At 43.9% G+C, this 23426-nt stretch carries 16 protein-coding genes; 10 read left to right on the top strand and 6 right to left on the bottom strand.

The window, feature by feature from the left end:
- Positions 1–120: 120 nt before the first annotated feature.
- The gene (locus tag VF06_RS09815) at positions 121–714 is read left to right on the top strand and encodes a cytochrome C (protein ID WP_099067077.1); all 594 of its coding nucleotides are present in this window, start codon (positions 121–123) and stop codon (positions 712–714) included.
- A gap of 325 nt (positions 715–1039) precedes the next feature.
- Positions 1040–3832 carry a preprotein translocase subunit SecA gene (secA, locus tag VF06_RS09810; protein ID WP_099067076.1) on the top strand — a complete coding sequence of 931 codons (2793 nt, stop codon included), beginning with the start codon at positions 1040–1042 and terminating at the stop codon, positions 3830–3832.
- A 230-nt stretch (positions 3833–4062) separates the two neighbouring features.
- On the opposite strand, the gene atpC is transcribed toward secA, so the two are convergent.
- Together atpC and atpD are read right to left on the bottom strand one after the other, a co-directional pair.
- On the bottom strand, positions 4063–4476 hold the full coding sequence (gene atpC / locus VF06_RS09805) for an ATP synthase F1 subunit epsilon (protein WP_099067075.1): 414 nt from the start codon (positions 4474–4476) through the stop codon (positions 4063–4065).
- An 87-nt stretch (positions 4477–4563) separates the two neighbouring features.
- Positions 4564–6012, bottom strand: a complete 1449-nt coding sequence (atpD, locus tag VF06_RS09800; RefSeq protein ID WP_099067074.1) for a F0F1 ATP synthase subunit beta — start codon at positions 6010–6012, stop codon at positions 4564–4566.
- A gap of 926 nt (positions 6013–6938) precedes the next feature.
- Here atpD and VF06_RS09795 point away from each other — a divergent pair.
- A complete protein-coding gene (locus tag VF06_RS09795) occupies positions 6939–7763 on the top strand; it encodes a SirB1 family protein (protein ID WP_099073231.1) in 825 nt (274 codons plus the stop codon).
- Positions 7764–7774: 11 nt separating this feature from the next.
- Positions 7775–7969: a hypothetical protein gene (locus VF06_RS40535; protein ID WP_180267739.1), complete on the top strand. Its 195-nt coding sequence runs from the start codon at positions 7775–7777 to the stop codon at positions 7967–7969.
- Here VF06_RS40535 and VF06_RS09790 read toward each other — a convergent pair.
- Entirely contained in the window at positions 7966–8409 is a 444-nt protein-coding gene (locus VF06_RS09790; RefSeq protein WP_099072226.1) for an SRPBCC family protein, read from the bottom strand. The two genes, VF06_RS40535 and VF06_RS09790, sit on opposite strands and share 4 nt — an antisense overlap.
- Positions 8410–8420: 11 nt before the next feature.
- Positions 8421–8606 (bottom strand): hypothetical protein, encoded by a 186-nt coding sequence (locus VF06_RS09785; protein WP_099072225.1) that lies wholly within the window; start codon positions 8604–8606, stop codon positions 8421–8423.
- A 482-nt stretch (positions 8607–9088) separates the two neighbouring features.
- On the opposite strand from VF06_RS09785, the gene VF06_RS09780 reads away from it, so the two are divergent.
- The gene (locus VF06_RS09780; RefSeq protein WP_099072224.1) at positions 9089–10747 is read left to right on the top strand and encodes a mechanosensitive ion channel; all 1659 of its coding nucleotides are present in this window, start codon (positions 9089–9091) and stop codon (positions 10745–10747) included.
- Between the two features lie 233 nt (positions 10748–10980).
- On the opposite strand, the gene VF06_RS09775 is transcribed toward VF06_RS09780, so the two are convergent.
- Positions 10981–12435: a GTP-binding protein gene (locus VF06_RS09775; protein ID WP_099072223.1), complete on the bottom strand. Its 1455-nt coding sequence runs from the start codon at positions 12433–12435 to the stop codon at positions 10981–10983.
- A gap of 34 nt (positions 12436–12469) precedes the next feature.
- The gene (locus VF06_RS40530; RefSeq protein WP_180267293.1) at positions 12470–12622 is read right to left on the bottom strand and encodes a hypothetical protein; all 153 of its coding nucleotides are present in this window, start codon (positions 12620–12622) and stop codon (positions 12470–12472) included.
- A 90-nt stretch (positions 12623–12712) separates the two neighbouring features.
- Between VF06_RS40530 and VF06_RS09765 the strand changes: the two genes are divergently transcribed.
- The 5 genes from VF06_RS09765 to VF06_RS09745 all read left to right on the top strand — a co-directional run bounded on the left by VF06_RS09765 (position 12713) and on the right by VF06_RS09745 (position 23051).
- Positions 12713–14842, top strand: a complete 2130-nt coding sequence (locus tag VF06_RS09765) for an SPFH domain-containing protein (RefSeq protein ID WP_099072221.1) — start codon at positions 12713–12715, stop codon at positions 14840–14842.
- 440 nt (positions 14843–15282) lie between these two features.
- Positions 15283–16629 carry a P-loop NTPase fold protein gene (locus VF06_RS09760; protein WP_099072220.1) on the top strand — a complete coding sequence of 449 codons (1347 nt, stop codon included), beginning with the start codon at positions 15283–15285 and terminating at the stop codon, positions 16627–16629.
- 54 nt (positions 16630–16683) lie between these two features.
- Positions 16684–16860 carry a hypothetical protein gene (locus tag VF06_RS09755; protein ID WP_244917969.1) on the top strand — a complete coding sequence of 59 codons (177 nt, stop codon included), beginning with the start codon at positions 16684–16686 and terminating at the stop codon, positions 16858–16860.
- Entirely contained in the window at positions 16857–17045 is a 189-nt protein-coding gene (locus VF06_RS09750; RefSeq protein WP_099072218.1) for a hypothetical protein, read from the top strand. The genes VF06_RS09755 and VF06_RS09750 overlap by 4 nt, the downstream gene beginning before the upstream one ends.
- 189 nt (positions 17046–17234) lie before the next feature.
- Complete coding sequence (locus VF06_RS09745; RefSeq protein WP_099072217.1) at positions 17235–23051, top strand: WD40 domain-containing protein; 5817 nt, start codon at positions 17235–17237, stop codon at positions 23049–23051.
- The last annotated feature ends 375 nt before the right edge of the window (positions 23052–23426 follow it).

Raw genomic sequence — 23426 nt, 5'->3', positions numbered from 1 at the left:
AAAAAGCGATCGCCATATCTTTGAGCAAAATTACTTAACCGTAATTTGAAACACTTCTAATACTCCGTAAGTCCTATGATTAACACAAGCGCCACTTCTAGAAATCTGGGAATGTGAGGAATGTCAATTTTTGTTAAGTGGAAATTTCGTAATGGCGAAAAGCGATCGCTAAGCCAACGTCAAGTACTACAACAAAGCGCCGAACGGGAATTCAAACGTCAATTTTTCGGTTTACTTTTGGTAATTATCACCTGGAGTCTAGCTATGGGTTGGCTTTTAGCCTTGGTAACTAACGCCCAAAGTGCCACTCCTCCTGCCGAAATTGGCACAGTTGATGTCATAGCTCCACAATATCAATTAGGGCAAGAACTATATTTAGAAAATTGCTCCACATGTCACATCGCCTTACCACCAGCCGTTTTTCCCACCCAAACTTGGAAAAATCTTCTGGAAGACTCCCAGCACTACGGCACACAACTCAAGCCTTTAGTCGATCCGCCCCGGATTCTAGTGTGGAAATATCTTTTGACTTTCTCCCGCGTCCAACTCAACGATGAAGAAACACCCTATCGTTTGAATAATTCCCGTTATTTCAAAGCTTTGCATCCTGGAATTAAGCTACCACGTCCCCTAGAAATTGGCAGTTGCGTCAGTTGTCATCCCAGTGCTAGTGACTACAACTTCCGTCGCCTTAGTCGAGAGTGGGAGAAATGAGGGGGATGAGGAGATGGGGAGATGGGGAGGTGGGGAGAATAACTCTTAACTCCTAACTCCTAACTCAGCACTCACTGTTTGCCTTATGCCCCATGCCTAATGCCCTATCTGGAGGCAAAATGATACTATGAACAAAGAGTAAATATTATAAGATATGAATTAAAACCAATCATTTAAGAAACTGATTGACTAGTTTTTCTCCTGTTTTTGAGCAAATTCTCATTTTAGACCCATCTACCACTAAGACTGTTGAGTGGGTTAAATGTTTATAATCAATGCCAAATCTTTAATTGCCATCCCCCTTGATTCAGTTCGATAACCTGCCATGCTAAAACTTTTGTTGGGCGATCCCAACGCTCGTAAGCTGAAAAAATACCAACCTTACGTCACAGAAATTAACCTTTTAGAGGAAGAAATTAATACTCTTTCTGACGAGGATTTAAAAGGTAAAACCGCAGAATTTAGACAAAGACTCGCTAAAGGCGAAACTCTAGATGATATTTTGCCAGAAGCTTACGCTGTTGTCCGAGAAGCAGGACGCCGAGTCTTAGGCTTACGGCATTTTGATGTCCAACTACTTGGCGGTATCATTTTGCACGTAGGGCAAATTGCTGAAATGAAAACGGGTGAGGGTAAAACATTAGTAGCCACATTACCCAGTTATTTGAATGCCTTGACTGGTAAAGGTGTACACGTTATTACTGTGAACGATTACCTAGCTCGTCGGGACGCTGAGTGGATGGGACAGGTGCATCGGTTCTTGGGGTTGAGTGTGGGGCTGATTCAGGCCAGCATGACTCCCACGGAACGACAGAAAAATTATAACTGTGATATTACTTATGTGACGAATAGTGAGGTGGGCTTTGACTACCTCCGGGATAATATGGCCACGGATATGAAAGATGTGGTGCAACGCCCGTTTAATTACTGCGTTATTGACGAAGTAGACTCGATTTTAATTGATGAGGCACGGACACCTCTGATTATTTCTGGACAGGTGGAAAGACCTACAGAAAAATATCTGCAAGCTGCTGAAATAGCAGAGACTCTCACAAAAGATGAGCATTATGAGGTGGATGAAAAAGCTCGTAACGTGCTGTTGACAGATGAAGGGTTTGCAGAAGCAGAAAATCTATTGGGAGTTACAGATTTATTTGACCCAGAAGATCCTTGGGCGCACTTTGTTTTTAATGCCATTAAAGCCAAAGAACTTTTCCTGAAAGACACAAACTATATTGTCCGCAATGGGGAAGTGGTGATTGTGGATGAATTTACCGGTCGGGTACTACCCGGACGGCGCTGGAGTGATGGACTACACCAAGCAATTGAAGCGAAGGAACATGTAGAAATTCAGCCCGAAACTCAGACTCTAGCGACAATTACTTATCAAAACTTGTTCTTGCTGTATCCCAAATTGGGTGGAATGACGGGAACGGCAAAAACTGAAGAACCAGAGTTTGAAAAAATTTACAAACTTGAAGTGACAGTAATTCCCACTAACCGGGAAAGAAAACGCCAAGACTTGTCTGATATGGTTTTTAAGAAAGAAACAGGCAAGTGGGGAGCGATCGCTAGAGAATGTGCTGAAATGCACGAACTCGGTAGACCCGTATTAGTAGGAACCACGAGTGTAGAAAAATCTGAATATCTCAGTAGACTGCTCAAACAACTAGAAATTCCCCACGAATTACTCAACGCCCGACCAGAAAACGTGGAACGGGAAGCAGAAATCGTTGCTCAGGCAGGACGCAGAGGTGCTGTGACCATTGCCACCAACATGGCGGGAAGAGGTACAGACATCATCCTTGGTGGTAACTCAGAATACATGGCGCGTTTGAAGTTGCGGGAATATTTCATGCCCCGCATCGTGATGCCAGAAGATGAAGATACATTTGGCGTGCAAAGAGCTGCTGGATTACCTACAGGACATGGCGGTGGCCAAGGTTTCGTTCCGGGGAGGAAAGTCAAAACCTGGCGGGCTTCACCAGAAATTTTCCCCACACAGCTGACAAAAGAAGCAGAACAGATCCTCAAAGAAGCAGTAGAAGCTGCTGTGCGCGAATATGGCGAACGAAGTCTACCGGAGTTGGAAGCTGAAGATAAGGTAGCTGTGGCGGCGGAAAAAGCTCCCACGCCAGATCCGGTAATTCAGAAATTGCGGGAAGCTTATAAGCGCATTAAGCAAGAATACGAACAATTCACCGAGCGAGAGCATAATGAAGTGGTGGAACTTGGTGGTTTGCACGTCATTGGTACAGAACGCCACGAATCCCGCCGGATTGATAACCAGTTACGCGGACGCGCCGGACGACAAGGCGACCCTGGTTCCACAAGATTCTTCCTGAGTTTAGAAGATAATTTACTACGAATTTTTGGTGGCGATCGCGTCGCTGGTTTAATGGAAGCCTTCAACGTTGAAGACGATATGCCCATTGAATCGGGGATGCTAACTCGCAGTTTGGAAGGGGCACAGAAAAAAGTTGAAACCTACTACTATGACATCCGTAAGCAGGTGTTTGAGTATGACGAAGTGATGAATAATCAACGTCGTGCTATTTACGCCGAACGCCGTCGGGTGTTAGAAGGTCAAGACTTGAAAGAACAGGTAATCAAGTACGCTGAAAAGACGATGGATGACATCGTTGACTACTACATCAACGTAGACTTACCTTCCGAAGAGTGGGAGTTAGAAAAGTTAGTTGATAAAGTCAAAGAATTCGTGTACTTGTTATCAGATTTGCAGGCTACTCAATTGGAAGATATGTCAGTCAGTGAGATTAAATTCTTCCTCCACGAACAAGTGCGAATTGCTTACGACCTTAAAGAAGCCCAAATTGACCAAGTACAAGCGGGACTGATGCGCCAAGCCGAACGTTTCTTCATCTTGCAACGCATTGATACCCTGTGGCGAGAACACTTGCAACAAATGGACGCTTTGCGCGAATCAGTAGGATTGCGCGGTTACGGTCAAAAAGACCCACTAATTGAGTATAAGAGCGAAGGCTACGAACTGTTCTTGGATATGATGGTGAATATTCGCCGAGATGTAGTTTACTCATTGTTCATGTTCCAACCGCAGCCGCAACCAGTAGTACAGGCTTCATCGGAAATGGTGTAATCGAGAGTGCTGAGTTTGGAGTTAGGAGTTTGGAGTTAGGAGTTAGGAGTTTGGAGTTAGGAGTGCTGAGTAAAGAATTTCATTTTTTTTATTCAGTACTTGCTAGTGACTAGGGAAAAGATTTGATGCAAAAAAGACGCAGAAGCAATAAAAATGCCTTTGCGTCTTTGTTTGTGATGATTTTGGATTTTGAAGCAAATCTAAAATCCAAAATCTAAAATCCAAAATTGTTAGACTGAACCGCCAGCGGCTTGAAACCGAGCGCGGGCACGTTTGAAGGCTTGATTTGCCTGGATTTGTGCTTGACGATCGTCTGCTGGCACTTGAGTCAGACGTGCTTCTGCTTGGCTGTAAGCAGCACGGGCTTCTTCGAGGTTAATTTTGTCACCACGTTCTGCGCCGTTAACGAGAATTGTGACTTCATTTTCTTCCACTTCGGCAAAGCCACCCAAAAGAGCGATCGCTTCCCAATTTTGATTTTTAGCTCCACGGACGCGCATCACACCTGTATCCAGGGCAGTTAACAGAGGTGCGTGTCCAGTTAAAATACCTAACTGACCGGTAGTGCTAGGCAAAACTACTTCTTCAGCTGGGGCATCCCAGACTGTTTTATCTGGGGAAATTACACGAACGGTTAATGTCATTTGTCTTTTGTCCTTTGTCCGTTGTCTTTTGCAATAGCCATTAATCATTAGAATTTGCACTAATGACTAATGACTAATGACCAATGACTAACCTTTAAGTTTTTGAGCTTTGGCGATCGCTTCGTTGATATCGCCCACCAAGTAAAAAGCCTGTTCTGGTAGGTCATCCAACTCACCAGACAGAATTTTTTGGAATCCTTTGATGGTGTCTTCCAACTTCACGTATTTACCAGGAGAACCGGTGAATACTTCTGCTACAAAGAACGGCTGAGACAAGAAGCGCTCAACTTTCCGCGCCCGTGCCACCACTAGACGGTCTTCTTCAGACAATTCATCTAGACCCAGAATGGCGATAATGTCTTGCAGTTCTTTATAACGTTGCAGAGTTGATTGCACCGCACGGGCAGTATTGTAGTGTTCCTCGCCAACAATTCCTGGCTGTAGCATGGTGGAAGTTGAACCCAGAGGATCTACCGCTGGATAAATTCCCTTAGCTGCCAAACCGCGAGACAGTACTGTTGTTCCGTCCAAGTGAGCGAAGGTGGTTGCAGGTGCGGGGTCGGTGAGGTCGTCCGCAGGTACGTATACCGCTTGAATTGAGGTAATGGAACCCTCTGTAGTGGAGGTAATCCGTTCTTGCAGTTCGCCCACGTCAGTACCCAATGTAGGCTGATATCCTACCGCTGAAGGCATCCGACCTAGCAGCGCTGATACTTCCGAACCTGCTTGCACAAACCGGAAGATGTTGTCAATAAACAGCAGCACGTCTTGTTTGTTGACATCGCGGAAGTACTCTGCCACTGTCAACCCAGACAGACCAACCCGCATTCTTGCTCCGGGTGGCTCGTTCATCTGACCGTAAACCAGAGCAATCTTCGATTCGTTGAGGTTGTCTTTGTTGATAACCCCAGATTCAATCATTTCGTTGTAGAGGTCATTGCCTTCACGGGTACGTTCGCCCACACCAGCAAAAACTGATACTCCACCGTGCTGAGTAGCGATGTTGTTAATCAACTCCATCATGATCACGGTCTTACCAACACCAGCACCGCCGAACAGACCAATCTTACCGCCGCGTCGATAGGGAGTCAGGAGGTCAACAACTTTAATCCCAGTCTCAAATACCGAAGGTTTGGTTTCCAGGTCAGTGAATTTGGGAGCAGAACGGTGGATGGGTAAGGTAGCCTCAGCATTTACAGGCCCCCTGTTGTCCACAGGTTCGCCAAGGACGTTGAAAATCCGACCCAAGGTGGCTTTACCAACTGGCACGCTGATGGGAGCGCCTGTATCGACGACTTCCAAACCACGCACTAAACCATCGGTAGAACTCATAGCAACAGCCCGTACTTGGTTGTCGCCCAGCAATTGCTGTACTTCGATGGTGAGGTTAATTTCCTGTCCAGCTTCGTTGGTGCCTTTGATGGTCAAAGCGTTGTAGATTTGAGGCAATTTCCCGCCGGGAAATTTAACGTCTACAACTGGACCAATGATTTGGGTAATGTAGCCTATGTTTGTTTTTTCTGCGGTTGTGACCATGCTGCGCCTAATGATTGAAGCTATATTTCAGATAAGGTCGTTGAAGACATAAGATTAAGCAATGTCATCTTTCAGGTTAGCACTGAACGCCCCCCCTCTACGCCATAAATTGATTCTTAAGACTGAGGTTGGGGATCAAAAATTGGCCTCACTTGTAAAAGTGGCACTTCAGTATGGTGCTAGTTGAACAATCGCTACTATTGTCTGTAGTGTTTTTTACCTAATTTCTACGCATTGGGGAATAAAAAAATCTGCTCTTCCCAGCGATCGCCACAAAGAGCAGTACCATGCCATTTCATTCAAATAGTTAATACAAATGCTCTCAATGCCGTTTCGGAGTTAGATTAGGACTTACGCACGAGTCACGGAAGAACGTAGACGCGGAGCGGCTTGCCGTAGGCTACCACAGAGGCACAGAGTTCACGGAGAAATGAGAGTTTGAGAGATATTTTGCGTAAGTCCTGTAGATAAATCATTAAAAGGGAACAGGGAACGGGGAATAGGGAACAGGGAAAATAAGTTGCCACGTTAGAGTTAAATGTGTGACCCTACTGTCTACTACCTACTGTCGCCCCGTTGGTGTAGCCGTAAAAAAGGGTGCCTGAAATTTATTTTCATACCTTGGATAGATTGATTTCATGAAATTTATGTACAAACTACGTTTTCAAATTTAGTGAATATTCATAATATAAAAATAGGCACAAAAAGCGGAAAATCAGAGTAACTGAGTTTTGTTCGACAAACTTTTCTTGAGAAAACTCTAGAATATAAACAACAGCTTCAAGTTGTTGACAGTCAACAGTTAACAGTCAACAGTTAACAGTCTTCTATGAAAAAAGCTTTGTGATATATAGTCTTTTAAATGCGTGAATCTTGAATTTGTATCACTTTCCCTTCCTCCTCACACCTCCACCGAGTTATAGTTTATGAATTTCTCGTTAGCGCGACAATATTTTTATCAAGAGATTCAGCAGGCTGACGAGGAAATAAATTTAGCAAAGGCAGCTTTATATATTGCACAAGAAGAATATCCAGACCTAGACCCAGAGGAATATCTCAACGCCCTTGATACTATGGCGTGGGAACTGAAAGAACGCCTGCCCCAAGAGCGATATCCTCTACGGATGATTCAAACTATTAATCAATATATATACCAAGATTTAGGATTTTCTGGTAATAAAATTGACTATTACGATCCGCGCAATAGTTATCTCAATGACGTAATTGATAGACGATTGGGGATTCCTATTACTTTAGCCTTGGTTTACTTAGAAATTGCGCGGCGGATTGATTTTCCAATGGTGGGTATAGGAATGCCGGGACATTTTTTGATTCGTCCCGATCTTCCAGACATGGAAATTTTCGTTGATGCTTTCAATAGTGGTGAAATAATATTTGCCGAAGATTGCCAAGAAAGACTATCTCAGCTTTATCAGCAACCGATGACGCTACAACCAGAATTTTTAGCTGTGGTAACTAATCGGCAATTTTTGGCAAGGATGCTAACAAATTTAAAGTTTATTTACCTAAAACAGCAAAAGTTAGAAAAAACATTAGGAGCAGTGGAAAGAATTTTACTACTGTTTCCCGATTTAACTTTAGAATTGCGCGATCGCGGTTTGATCTATTATCAGCTTGGCTACTATCCCCAAGCCGCACAAGACTTACAAACTTATTTACTCAAAGTTCCTGACGCCCAGGATGCAGCCGTGATTCGGCGATTACTTGGGGAATTGGAGAAAGATGGGTAGGGAATGGGGGGATGGGGAGATGGGGAGATGGGGAGATGGGGAGATGGGGAGATGGGGGGATGAGGGAGTGTGGGGAGTGTGGGGGGAAAGAGAATTTATGCTTCCCCCTCCTTCCTCCCACACCTCCCACACCTCCCACACTTCCTAGAAAGCCCCATGCCCCATGCCCAATGCCCCATGCCCCATGCCCCATCCCCAATAACTAATTTTGTTCTTCTGCGACTCGTTTAAGGCGACGGAGTTGGGCTTCCATATCTTGTTTTGTCCAAGATGCGGCAAAGGTTTGGAAACCCCAACTTACTAGGGGATTGGGAATATCGAATTCAAAGCGGTTTAGCAGGAGTGTTCCTTTTGGTGTTGGTTGACATTCCCAGCGATCGCGTCCTTGAAAAAATCCCTTAAATCCCCACACTACCAAACCTGGTTGTCGTTCTATAACTACGCTGTACAAAGTAGGTTGAATGAGAGGAATTTGAATAATAAAACGACTTTGACTACCTACATCAGTACTCCAGACTTCCCCCACAGGTTCACAACGAAGGACAGGGTTCAGCCAACGGTGCATTAGGGCTAAATCAGTAATACAGCGTTCGACTACCGTGGCTGTAGCATTAATTTGAATCGATTGTTCCAGTACTTGGGACATTCTAGATTTTTTCAGCTGTTGCTGAAATTAGAGTAACGCAAAATGGGGCATGGGGCATGGGGCATTGGGCATTGGGCATTGGGCATTGGGAAGAAGAGCCGGAGCAAGGGCACAGGGGCACAGAGGAAAAACTCATCTTCCTTGTCTCCCTTGTCTCCCTTGTCTCCCTTGTCTCCCTCATCCCCCCATCTCCCCATCTCCCCATCTCCCCATCTCCCTTGTCTCCCCCACCTCCCTTTTGATGTTTTTTTTGAAAAAACCAAAAAAATTTCGATCGTATGAAACAGATAATGGGTTTACGAGTAATTTGCTGGTAAATTGATAGGCAAAACACTAGTAAACTTACTGGGATGCAGAATTATCCGACGGGTAACGCCGATTTCGCCTTAATTTCAGTAAAACAAGTTAGAGAGGAATGGGCGTTATGGGGCTGGGTATTGGGTATTAGATACTGGCGAAGAAATTCTTGTACAGGAACTTTCAGGTTGATGTGTTCCATTGTATAGGCGGCATTACTGTCTTCATACACTAGATGTGGTTCAAATACATGAAAGCTACTGTAAGTTTTGGTTCAAAAATCAATCAACATACTTGTTTTCCCAGTCCCTAGTTCAAATCAAGCCACCCGATAAGTATTTCAAGTGTTTTTGGCGAATTAAAAGCTTAATACTGGAAAACCATGAACACAACTTGGCAAGGAATAACCCAGTTGATAGATATTGGTTTATCGATGGGAGGACAGCAATTTTTGGCACAATCGCCGAGTTTACAAACAAGTCAAGCAGTAAACGAAGGCGTCACTGATGTGCAAGGAGTTGTTGAACAGTTAATTCTGTTTATGCCTCGCGTGCTGGGGGCTGTGGTAATTTTGTTTGTAGGTTGGCTAATTGCAGCGATCGCAGCCACAGTAATACAAAAAATCCTCAACCGCACAAACATAGATAACCGGATTGCCGCAGGTATAACAGGTCGTCAGGATATTCCCCAGGTGGAGAAGTTAATCTCTGACTTGGTTTTTTGGAGCATCATCTTACTGACGGCGGTGGCTGTTTTACAAACGCTGAATTTAGAAATCGCGTCTCGGCCCCTCAATACTTTTTTAGAACAACTCATTGGCTTTTTGCCAAAGTTGGTTGGTGCTGGAATTCTTTTGGCAACTGCCTGGGTATTAGCTAGTATTGTCAAAATTATTACTGTACGTTTATTGCGGACATTTAACCTGGATGAGCGTTTGAATCCACAACCTCCCGATAGCGTGCCCAGCCTCAATCAGTTGTCTCTAAGTGAAACCATTGCTAATGCTTTGTATTGGTTTATATTTTTACTGTTTCTCGTTCCGATTCTGGATACTCTCGGACTTCGGGAAGCCTTACAACCAGTACAAGCTTTAATTACAAAGATTTTGGTAATTCTGCCAAACATTTTAGCGGCGGCGCTAATTGCGGCAGTTGGCTGGTTTATAGCTAATGTAGTACGCCGAATTGTGACAAACTTGCTAGCGAGTGCTGGTGTTGACCATTTAGGTAGTCGATTTGGATTATCTTCCACTGCGGGAGTGCAACCTTTATCGAATATTATCGGTACGATTGTCTATATTTTGATTTTGATTCCTGTGGCGATCGCAGCCCTTGATGCTTTACAAATTGCTGCTATTTCCCAGCCAGCCATCGCTATGCTACAACAGGTTCTCAACGCCGTACCTGCTATTTTTACAGCGATCGCAATTTTGCTTGTTGCCTATTTCTTGGGACGATTTGTGGCAGATTTGGTCACAAGTATCCTGACTAATTTGGGCTTTAATAACATTTTCACTGTATTGGGTCTGACAACGCCTACCAGGCGAATTGTCATTTCTACCGAATCAGCAGAACCAACACCCCCTCCAATTCCCACCCGTACCCCATCGGAAATTGCAGGCATAGTTACCTTAGTGGGTATTATGCTATTTGCAACGGTGGCGGCGGTAAATATCCTGAATATTCCAGCCCTGACAACCCTAGTGTCTGGTATTTTGATTATTTTTGGGCGGATTTTGGCAGGTTTGATTATATTTGCCATCGGATTATTCTTGGCAAATCTAGCTTTTAACATTATTACCAGTTCTGGCGATCGCCAAGCACAAATTTTAGGACAAGTAGCGCGGATTTCCATCATTACTCTAGTTTCAGCAATGGCACTGCAACAAATTGGAGTTGCCAGTGATATTGTGAATTTAGCCTTTGGACTTTTATTAGGTGCGATCGCTGTTGCTATTGCCCTAGCTTTTGGCTTAGGAGGTCGTGATATTGCCCGCGAACAAGTTCAAGAGTGGCTCAATTCCTTCAAAAATAGAAACTAAAAGTTGATGAAAAACTCCATCCCACAAATTTTTGGGCATGGGGCATGGGGCATGGGGAAGATGTAACTAATCCCCAATGCCTTATGCGACGGGGCGATTAAAGACTTCCAAGTAAAAAATATTCGACAGAAGACTGTTGACCATTGACAGTCAACAGTCAACGGTCAACAACCTAAACCTATTTTTTGGAGTTACCTTATCCCTCTCCTCCCACAAGGGAATGGAGTTTTCCATCACTTTCTAAGTTTTACTTTGTGGAGTAATTCGTCTTTAATGCGGTTGAGAATTGAAGTTTCATCAAGGTTTGTCAAAATCCGATTAATTACTGCTTTTGGCCCATCAGGCCCCCAAGTTGCACCGTTGGCTAAATAAACTTTGGTAACTTGTCCAATGCCGTAAGAAGAAACACCTGCAACTCCGGCTTGGGTGAGGGCTACGGATATATAAGGAGCAAAAGCAATACCAGCGGTAGCGGTTGCAGAGATACCAAGTAAAGTTTTTAATCCACTCAAACCCAAGTTAGCCAATAGTTCGCTGGCTCCAATACCGCCCATACTGAGAGCAATTTTTTGTAGCAATTGTACGGCTCCTGCTTCAGTCATGGAGAAGCCATAGAGTTTAGATAAACCTAAAATTAAAGCAATATCAATAACTACACTACTAAGAATATCTACCACAGTTACCGGATTGAGAGCGATCGCCACTGCCTTAGCCATCACAGCTTTCCAAATTAGCTGATTGGCATTTTCCTCACGAATCATTAATTTTCGCTCTATCAATTGCTCATTTACGGTGTCAGCATAAAGCATAGTATTGAGAGCCACCAAAGCTTTGCCTTCGCGGTGCAAAATCTCCAAGATTTTCAGCTTCAGTTCTTCGACTTGGGCATTACCCGGACGCAACTGTATGCCTCTAGTGCCATCAGGGCGAAAAACTGCCGTTTTCACCAATGGCGATGCTGCTGACATGACAATTTCTAAAGGTGTGAGTAATTCCCGCACCCTTTCATCGCGGATTTTGTGATAAATTGCCATGCGATCGGCTTCTGGATATTGGTCTACTTTGTTAAACACCAGAATTATTGGTTTACCTGCTTCTCGCAATTGAGAAAGGGCGATATGTTCTATTTTTGTCATGTCCCCAGATATGACAAACAAAATCAAATCCGCTTGTTTGGCAATCTGTTCAGCTAATGCAGCGCGGGTTGCACCATCTACCTCATCTAACCCTGGAGTATCAATTAATTCCACCTGTGATTGACCAACACCAGGGAGAGTGACTCGCAAAGCCCGTTCAGTTTCCCCAACCGCCTCTTCACTAATAATCCAATTCACTCTTTGTGCAGCACGGGTAACACCATGCAGCGGCCCGGTTTCAAATACTGTTTGTCCAACTAAAGCATTGAGTAGCGAAGACTTACCACGTCCCACCATCCCAAAAGCAGCAATTTGCACCACCATGCGGTCTAACTTTCCTAACATGGTTTCCAAATCAGCAATTTCCGCCTCCAGCCCCGCTTTTTCTGGGGCGCTGAGGTCAAGATTACTCACTAAATTTCGCAGTGCGGTTTGTGCTTGTTTGTAATTCAGTTCCGTTTGAATATCGTCAAAACTGAAAATGGCACTATCTAGTTCTTCCTCCCAACTGGGTGAGTTGCTGTGATGAGGTTCGGGCAATGTGGAAGTCATAATTTAGATTCTTAGTTAACCTCGCTATTCGATCCTAGTTATTTTTAACAGAGAATGGGGAATTGCGGATGGGGCATTGGGCATTGGGCATTGGGCATTGGGCATTGGGCATTGGGCATGGGAGAAGATTCCCTCCTTTGCTTCCTGCTTCCCATCCTCTTCCCAGTGAACAGTCAACACTTAACACTTAACACTCGTGAAGCCATGTTTAAGAAATCGAGGTCTGGGTTGCTGGAGTGTTAACTTAGCTAATTAGTTGCCCTGGTGGGCAAAAATTATGAAAAGTTTTGCATCTTGGCTTGGTAAGCGCAAACAAAATAAGATAACTCGTTTTACAGCATCTATTCTGGCAACTTTGGCGATCGCTACGTCAATGTCTTTGATGAAGGCAGGCAGTATTAATTATGCCAGTGCTGCTCCTATAAAAATTACTACTATCAAAGAATTAAGTTCCACATCACCACGGCAAAGTCAAAATCAATCAAGTGTTGCCCAGTTACAAACTCATCAAATTCAGTATCAAACTGCTGGAATCGATGTTTTTGGACTGCTTCCCATTGTAGTTGTTGGTGGTTTTGTTATATTTGTTCCCCTGTTCTTTGGCGGACTGGTGGTCATTGGGGAACGGGAAGTTGGTATTATTGTCAGAAAATTTACTCTGTCTGGGCGGGGACTGCCACCAGGGAGGTTAATTGCTCTGAATGGTGAAGCTGGTTTACAGGCGGATACTCTAGCTCCTGGGTGGCACTGGGGTTATTGGCCGTGGCAATATTCGGTTCGTAAGGAATCGGTAGTTGTTATTCCCCAAGGTGAAATCGCTTTAATTGTGGCGGCAGATGGTGAATCTAACCCACCACAGCGCATTCTAGGCAAAATTGTCGATTGTGACAATTACCAAGATGCGCGGAAGTTCCTCACCCAAGGTGGTGAAAAAGGTCGGCAAATGGGTTTTCTCACGGCTGGAACTTACCGTATTAACACTGCTTTGTTTAAAGTCATCACCGCTGCAAATGCTACAAATCACGGTATGATTCCAGAACAGTTACGGGTTTATAGCATAGCTTCTGATAAAGTTGGCGTTGTTACTACTCTGGACGGTTTACCAATTGCCGATGGTGAAATTGCAGGGCCGATAATTCAGGGACACAATAATTTTCAAAATGGTCAGAAATTTATCGATGGTGGTGGACGGCGGGGTTTACAAGAACAAATTTTACTTTCTGGTTCTTGGAATTTAAACCCCTGGTTTGTTCAGGTGGAACAAGTACCGATGACGGAAATTCCCATTGGCTATGTGGGTGTGGTGATTTCTTTTGTGGGTAAGGCACATCAAGATGTTAGTGGCGCAGCCTTCACACATGGTAACTTGGTAAACCAAGGACATAAGGGTGTGTGGGTGGAACCGTTGTATCCTGGAAAGCACCCGATTAATTCCCGAATCATGAAAATTGAATTGGTGCCAACCACCAATATTGTTTTAAACTGGTCGGGTCGCACCGAACGCCACAGCTATGATGCTAAACTGGCTTCTCTAACTGTGCGATCGCGTGATGGATTTGCCTTTGATTTGGAAGTAGCGCAAATTATCCATGTGGGTGCTTTGGATGCACCGAAGGTAATTTCCCGCGTTGGCGCAATGCAAAACCTCGTAGACCATGTATTAGAGCCAACCATCGGCAATTATTTTCGCAATTCAGCCCAAGATTATACAGTATTAGATTTCTTGACAGCTCGCAGCGAACGACAAGCTGAGGCGGCTGAATATATTAAAACAGCACTGCGGGCTTATGATGTGCAAGCCATCGATACCCTCATTGGTGATATTCAGCCACCAGCGTCGTTAATGCAGACACAAACAGACCGGAAAATTGCTGAAGAAGAACGCAAGACTTATGAAGTCCAGCAGTTGGCGCAAACCCAACGTCAGCAATTAGTCCGGGAAACAGCCCTGGCTGATATTCAGCAAGAAATGGTGAAATCAGAGCAAAGCGTACACATAGCCGGCTTGAAGGCTCAAGCCCAAATTAAGCAAGCCACAGGTGAAGCCGAGGGAATAAAACTCAAGGCAATTGCCGAAGCTGAAAGTATTCGCGCCACTGGTAACGCCAAAGCCGAAACCTACCGCGCTGGTGTAGAAGCCTTGGGTTCGCAAGGTTATACAGCAATGCTACTGATGCAAATTATAGGCGATCGCCATGTCCGTTTGATTCCAGATATTCTCGTTGGCAGTAACGGCAATAATAACGGCTTAGTAGATGGTCTACTATCGTTGATTTTATGGAATCAAAGCGCTAAAAATGGCGATTTAACAGCTACACCTTTGCATCCACAACCCATAACCCCCACCCAAACAACCCCAGAAAACGGAATTCCACCCATAGTTGTGAATTTTCCAGTGGATAAATAACAACATGAATTTAGAGTAGAGCCAGAACGCAAATACCCAAAGGCTCAGATCCCCAACTTCTTCGACAAGTCGGGGATTTTTTTGTTCGTAACTCATTTGAAGAAGGCAGAAGGCAGATGGCAGAGGGCAGAAGGATCAAGTCAGAACCCTCCTGACTTGGAGCCACTGAACAAGAGTTCAGTGGGGGTCTTAAACCGCAAGTTCGCCTCCGGTAACGGGCAGAAGACAGGAACCAGAATTCCATAAAAGCCAACTGAGCCTCCTGCCCTCTGCCTTTCCCGATAAAGCTCGGATAATCACTTATGATTAAAAATTCTCCGTGTAAGAGCGTCTCCCCTTCTTTGCGTCAATCCGAAATATTCATCTAAAATGCTGTAACTAAGTTTATCCTTGATAGCAAGGATAAATTTAGTTACATAAAAAACTATATCACCAGATTTATGTCCATAGATTTACGAGCATTTTTTCAGGCTAGTGACCCCAGTCGAACTTTGTTCGTCAACAATATGTCAGATGTAAAATACTACATTGATTTTTCTGGGGTGCGAGGCGGAGATATTATTGGTAAGCTGAAGCAAAAAATTACTTTTTTCAAGCCCAATGAACCTACTTGTACTTTATTTACTGGGCATATTGGCTGTGGAAAATCAACGGAATTATTAAGGCTACAGGCAGAACTGGAAAAATCAGATTTTCAGGTAGTGTATTTCGAGTCTAGCGAAGACTTGGAAATGACTGATGTGGATATTGCAGATGTGTTGCTGGCCATCGCTCGGCGCGTCAGTCAAAGTCTGGATAAAATTACACTGGAGGAAACCAGCAAGTTTAACGATTTACTCCAAGGTGCGTGGAAGGTCTTAAACTCCGAAGTCACAGGAGCAAAAGTCAAGCTGGGTGGTGTCGATGTTGGTGTCAGTGGCGACAAAGAAAAGCTATCTTTGGCTTTTGGTATTGGTGAAATCACCACCAAGATGAAAAGCGACCCCACATTACGGACAAAACTCAATCAATATTTAGCACCACAGAAAACTACCTTGTTAGAAGCGATTAATCGGGAATTATTGGAACCAGCGATCGCTAAACTAAAACAACAGGGTAAACAAGGTCTGGTGGTCATTGTCGATAATCTCGACCGCATAGATAATCGCGTCAAAGCTTGGGGTCGTCCGCAGCAGGAATATTTATTTGTAGACCAGGGTGAATTTTTGACAAAACTGAATTGTCATTTAATTTATACCATGCCCCTGTCTTTGAAATTTTCCAACGATTACGGAATGCTTACCCAGCGATTCCCCGAAGACCCGAAAGTATTGCCGATGGTACCACTACAATGGCCCGATGGTAGCGTCCACGAACAGGGAATGGCACTGATGAAACAGATGGTGCTAGCGAGAGCCTTTCCTGACTTGCAGCCAGACGATCGCTTGAGTAAGATTACTGAAGTTTTTGATAATCCTGCCACCCTAGACCGCCTATGTAAATTGAGTGGCGGTCACGTGCGAGACTTACTTAGACTGCTGAACACTTGGATTATGGAAGAAATGGCGCTTCCCTTATCGCGTGATACCTTAGACCAAGTTATTCGCGCCCGTCGCAACGAAATGATCATGCCCATTTCCGACGAAGAATGGCAACTGCTACGACACGTCAAGCAAAACAAAAAAGTCAGCGATGACCAAGGATACCAAAAATTAATCCGCAGCCGCTTTGTGTTTGAATATCGCGATAGCGGTGAATCTTGGTTTGACGTTAACCCGATTTTGCAAGAAGCAAGGGAATTACAGTGAGGAATCAGGGAACCGAAAAATAATTAAATTATCAAACCAGAAACCAAAAATGTTTTGTTAAAAGCTTACACACAATTGCACAAAATTACAGAAGAATTGTACTTAGCTTCGGATAAAGCTGTAGAAAACAATGATTTTGAAGATGCTAGTTTACTAGCTAGTAGAGCAGATAGACTTTATGAAGAAATAGAAAATTTAGAGATTGTAATTTCAGAACAAGAGGAGATATGAAAACAATCCAAGAGTTAAAAATTCGTATTCAAGAACTCAGCAAACAAACTGTTGAATTTAGTAGAAAAGCATCTGAAGTTTGTTTAACTGACCGTCAGCAAGCCAAGTATTTTAGACAACAAGCAAGAGAAGCTAGTAAACGCACTCAAGTATTGATACAAGAATTAAAACGCCAGGAAATTTAATTTTGTGGTCAAATTAACACGAAATGGGCGGTTAGAAACCGCAGTTACACAGGCAAAACCCACGGAGGTGGGTTTAAAAACCTCAATTTTTTCTTAGTCCGCGGAGGCGGACTTTGTTTGTATAGCCGCGAATTCCATTCGCCCTAGTTTTTTTAATCCAAAATCCAAAATCCAAAATCCAAAATTGGTATGACAGACTCCCAACCGCCCAAAGTTAACCCTGTTGACAACGATGTCTACGACGAGCTACCCCTACGTTCTTTGCAACAATTAGCATGGGCGATTGAATCTTCTGTGGCACAATTTAAGCTGATTTTGGCACGATGTAATTATGCCAAACTGCGCGATCGCCTGATCCAAAGATTGCAAGAAATCTGTCAAGTTGAAATTCAGCTGTTGGTGTTACAGCCATCTCACAAAACTCTTTACACAGCCATTCGCGACAAATTTGACGAGAACCTACCAGCTTGCATCATGGTTGTGGGTTTAGAGACAGTGCCGAATTTAGCTGCGATATTGACTTCTGCTAATCAGGTGCGGGAGGAGTTTCGCAAGAACTTTGCTTTTCCCTTGGTGTTGTGGATTGATGATGAAATCTACAAACAACTGATGCAATTAGCTCCAGATTTTGAGAGTTGGGCTACTACGAAAAATTTTGCGATCGCTCAGCATGACTTAAGCAATTTCATCCAACAACTTGCCGAGCAATACTTTAACAATAACCTCAATTTAAATTTAGATGCTTATCGAGTTTTAGAAACAGAATTAGCAGCAGCCCAGAGAGATTTATCACTAGAATTACAAGATGCCAGCCCAGAACTAAAAGCTAATTTATTTTCTTTGTTGGGTTTCGTCAAACAAGTAAATCACAAAATCGACCTAGCCTTAGAACATTATCAAGTGGCTTTAGCGCTTTTTAGGCAAATTAATTTTACAGCACAGGAAATTCAAATTATTGGCGATATTGCATTTTGCTATTATCTCAAAGCTTTTAAAACTCCAGATATTAATCATTTAGATTGGCAACACACTCGGCATTATATTCATGAATATATCAATTTAATTACTAAAAATAAACAATTAATTGCCAATTCCATATTTAAATTTGGTGTTATCTTGCGTGATTTACAAGAATGGAAACATTTAAGAAATCTTGCCGAATATGCATTAAAGATACATCAAGCTGATAATCAATCTACAGAACTAGCAAAGGATTACGGCTTTTTAGCCGAAGTAGCTTTAGCTGAGGAACGCTCCTTAGAAGCAAATAAATTTGCCCAGCAAGCCATAAATATTGTGGGAAATATTGTAGGGGCAAATAGCTCTCTCACCCTACTCAATGATTTAAGTCTTTATCGATATCTTTTAGCTCGTTCTCAATATCATTTAGGAGACTATCAACAAGCAATTCAGAACTTAGAAACAGCCAAAGATATCGGCAATCCGCAGGTAGATTTAAAGCTTTATCTCAACATTCTCCATCATTTGCAAAAGCTTTATTTCGAGGAAAAAGCATATCTCAAAGCCTATGAAACCAAACAGCAACAGCGTTCCGTGGAACAGCAATTTGGTTTGCGGGCGTTTATTGGTGCTGGGAGATTACAGGCGACAAAACAAGTAGGAGCCACAGGATTTGCACAGCTGCGCGTTGATAATAAAGATAGTATTGCCCCAGAAATAGCTGCATCTGGTCGTCAATTGGATGTAGAACGTTTAATTGAACGCATTGGCCGTCCAGATAAAAAGTTGATAGTAATTCACGGGCAATCAGGTGTAGGTAAAAGTTCCCTAGTGAATGCAGGACTTGTGCCAGCTTTAAAGAATCAAGCAATAGGTATTCAAGATAATTTACCTGTAACGATGCGCGTTTACACCAATTGGGTGGAAGAGTTGGGGCGGCTTTTGGGAGTGGAGGAGACGGGGGGACGCGGGGACGGTCTGACGCGGGGATGGGGAGATGGGGAGATGGGGAGATGTGAGGATGAGGCAGAGTTAGAACTTCAAGGTTCGACCTCAGAACTCCGAACTTCGACTTCGGAACCGGAACGTTCTCATTTAGAACCAGAACATTCTCATTTAGAACCCGAACATTCTCGTTTAGAACCCGAACATTCTCGTTTAGAACCCGAACGTTCTCGTTTAGAACCCGAACATTCTAGTTTAGAACCCGAACATTCTAGTTTAGAACTGGAACGTTCTAGTTTAAAACCTGAACGTTCTCGTTTAAAACCTCAACATTCTAGTTCACAACCTCAACCTTCCACCTCAGAACCCCGTTCATCCACCTCAAACACTCAAACTCCTAATTCCTCACTCCTAACTCCTAACTCCTCACTCCTAACTCCTAACTCCTCACTCCTAACTCCTAACTCTCTACTCATTCAACTTCGCGAAAACGAACAGCGTAACCTCCGCACAGTACTAATTTTTGACCAATTTGAGGAATTTTTCTTTGTTTACACCGAACCAACACAAAGAAGGCAATTCTTTGAGTTTTTGGGAGAGTGTCTCAATGTTTTATCGCTGAAAGTTATCTTATCGCTGCGGGTGGATTACATCCATTACTTGCTAGAGTGCAATGATTTGCCCAGTCTGAAAATTATTGGCAATGACATTCTCAGTAATAACGTGCTTTACAAATTGGGGAACTTCTCACCTGATGATGCCAAATCAATTATCCAGCGTTTAACGGAAAATACTAGCTTTCGTTTGGAAGCGGCTTTAGTCGAACAACTCGTAGAAGACTTAGCCGCAGAATTGGGTGAAGTGCGTCCTATTGAATTACAAGTTGTGGGGGCGCAGTTACAAACGGAGAACATTACAACTCTGGCAGAATATCAGCAACGCGGTACTAAAGAACAACTGGTTAAGCGTTATTTGGATGAAGTTGTTAATGATTGCGGTGTGGAAAATCAGCAAATGGCGGAATTATTAATGTATTTGCTGACAGATGAAAAAGGAACTCGTCCGCTAAAAACTCGCGCTGAGTTGGAACGGGATTTACACGCATTAAGCGAAGAAGCTGACAAAACTAAATTCTCCCCATCTCCCCATCTCCCCATCTCCCCCTCCAACTTAGATTTAATATTAGAAATTTTTGTCGAATCCGGCTTAGTGGTTTTGTTACCAGAGAATCCGGCTGACCGTTATCAACTGGTACATGACTACATCGCCGCCTTTATCCGCCAGCAACAGGAACCGAAGTTAAAGCAAGTGATGGCGGAACTGCAAAAAGAACGAGAACAAAGAAAACAAAGTGAAGTTAAACTCAATCGCGTTCTCAAACGCGCCCTTTTTGGTTCCATCACCGCAGGTTTAGGATTTGCTGCTTTAGCTGCGGGAACATTCCAGTGGTCAGTAGAGGCAAATGTTAGTCAAATTAACGCCATCAATAATTCTTCTGAAGCCTTTGCTATCTCCGGACAATATCCAGATGCTTTAATCACAGCCTTAAGGGGAAGTAGCAAACTCAAGCATACACTTTGGGCACAGCACGAAAGCGATACCCTAATGCACGCTGTGTTTACTTTACAGCAAGCGGTTTATTTAAAGCCAAATGAAAAAAAAGAAAATCGAGCGATCGAGGTTAATACCTTAGAAGGGCATAGCGATAGGGTCAATAGTGTCGCCTATAGCCCCAATGGACAACAGTTAGCTTCTGCTAGTGATGACAACACCATCAAAATCTGGGATGTCAGCAGTGGTCAACTCCTCAAAACTCTCAAGGGTCATAGCGATAGGGTCTTTAGTGTCGCCTATAGCCCCAATGGACAACAGTTAGCTTCTGCTAGTGATGACAACACCATCAAAATCTGGGATGTCAGCAGTGGTAAACTCCTCAAATCCCTCAAGGGTCATAGCAAAGGGGTCACAAGCGTCGCCTACAGCCCCAATGGACAACAGTTAGCTTCTGCTAGTTTTGACAAGACGATCAAAATCTGGGATGTCAGCAGTGGTAAACTCCTCAAATCTTTCAAGGGTCATAGCAAAGGGGTCACAAGCGTCGCCTACAGCCCCAATGGACAACAGTTAGCTTCTGCTAGTGTTGACAACACCATCAAAATCTGGGATGTCAGTAGTGGTAAACTCCTCAAATCCCTGCCTGGTCATAGCGATAGGGTCAATAGCGTCGCCTACAGCCCCAATGGACAACAGTTAGCTTCTGCTAGTGATGACAACACCATCAAAATCTGGAATGTCAGCAGTGGTAAACTCCTCAAATCCCTGCCTGGTCGCGATAGGGTCAATAGCGTCGCCTACAGCCCCAATGGACAACAGTTAGCTTCTGCTAGTGTTGACAACACCATCAAAATCTGGGATGTTAGCAGTGCTAAACTCCTCAAAACCCTGCCTGGTCATAGCAGTTGGGTCTTTAGTGTCGCCTACAGCCCCAATGGACAACAGTTAGCTTCTGCTAGTGTTGACAAGACGATCAAAATCTGGGATGTCAGCAGTGGTAAACCCCTCAAATCCCTCAAGGGTCATAGCAGAGGGGTCACAAGCGTCGTCTACAGCCCCAATGGACAACAGTTAGCTTCTGCTAGTTTTGACAACACCATCAAAATCTGGGATGTCAGTAGTGGTAAACTCCTCAAATCCCTCAAGGGTCATAGCAGTTCGGTCTTTAGCGTCGCCTACAGCCCCAATGGACAACAGTTAGCTTCTGCTAGTGATGACAACACCATCAAAATCTGGGATGTCAGCAATGGTCAACTCCTCAAAACTCTGTCTGGTCATAGCAATGTTGTTCATAGCGTCGCCTACAGCCCCAATGGACAACAGTTAGCTTCTGCTAGTTTTGACAACACCATCAAAATCTGGGATGTCAGCAGTGGTAAATTCCTCAAAACTCTGTCTGGTCATAGCAATGTTGTTCATAGCGTCGCCTACAGCCCCAATGGACAACAGTTAGCTTCTGCTAGTGATGACAACACCATCAAAATCTGGGATGTCAGCAGTGGTCAACTCCTCAAAACCCTGACTGGTCATAGCAGTTCGGTCTTTAGCGTCGCCTACAGCCCCAATGGACAACAGTTAGCTTCTGCTAGTTATGACAGCACCATCAAAATCTGGGATGTCAGCAGTGGTAAACCCCTCAAAACCCTAACTAGTCATACCAGTTGGGTCTATAGCCTCGCCTACAGATCCAATGGACAACAGTTAGCTTCTCCTAGTGATGACAGCACCATCAAAATCTGGGATGTCAGCAGTGGTCAACTCTTGAAAACCCTGACTGGTCATAGCAATTGGGTCAGAAGTGTCGCCTACAGCCCCAATGGACAACAGTTAGCTTCTGTTAGTGATGACAAAACAATAATTTTATGGGATTTGGATTTAGATAATTTATTACTCAGTGGTTGCAATTTGCTAAATAATTACCTCATTGCCCATCCAGAAGTGTTAGAAGAGTTGCAATCTTGCCAAACTCCATCCGGGTTGGCACAAGCAGCGACAGTGTTAGTCATCCAAGGTGAGAAGTTAGCGCGAAACGACGATATTAATAACGCTGTTAAAAAGTTCAACAAAGCACAGCAGTGGGATAATAAATTAAAGTTTGATTCCCAGGCGAGAGCAAAAGAGTTTGTCAACAAAGGCAAGGCTGAACGTTTAGTTGATGAAGGAAATAATCCCTTACAACAGAAAAAATTTAAGGAAGCACTAGCAGCTTACACCGCAGCTCTCAAGTTCGAACCAAAAGTGCAAATTCCTACAAGTTCTTGGCATGCAATATGCTGGGATGGGAGTTTACAAAAACAAGCAGCTGATGTGTTACCAGCCTGTGAAAAAGCCGTTGCACTTGCACCTGAAGATGGCAACATTCGTGACAGTCGCGGCTTGGCTAGGGCGCTAACAGGAAACACCCAAGGAGCAATTGAGGATTTTGAAGCATACATCGCCCAGACTCAGGATAAAAATAGTAGAGCACAACGGCAGCGCTGGGTGAAAGATTTACGGGCGGGGAAAAATCCGTTTACAGATGCAGAACTTAAGAAGTTACGGAATTAGGGCATTGGGCATGGGGCATGGGGCATTGGGAGTAGTGACTGATGACTGTTGATTGTTGACTGGGGAGTTATATCATGTACGCATAATTAGTTATGATTCCCACAGCCATTGCACCCCACCCCTTAATCCCCTCCCCGCTCTTCGGGCTACGGTGTACACACAAGTACTATCTGTAAGGGTTTCAAGCCGTAAAGACCATTTTAACTGTCATTACGAGCGAAGCGTTCGCGAAGCGTCTCGTAGAGAAGTAATCGCATAATCCCGTGGTTTTTGCGATTGCTTCGTCGTTCCTCCTCGCAATGACAGGCTTTCGGAGCGATCCAACAGCTTAGGGATAGACGACGAAACCAAGTGTGAGGTGTAATTTCAAGACTT

It is taken from the genome of Nostoc linckia z4 (assembly GCF_002608075.1).
Classification (GTDB): domain Bacteria; phylum Cyanobacteriota; class Cyanobacteriia; order Cyanobacteriales; family Nostocaceae; genus Nostoc; species Nostoc linckia.
Note: the sequence above shows the minus strand (reverse complement) of the source record. Positions and strands in the feature narration are given on the sequence as shown.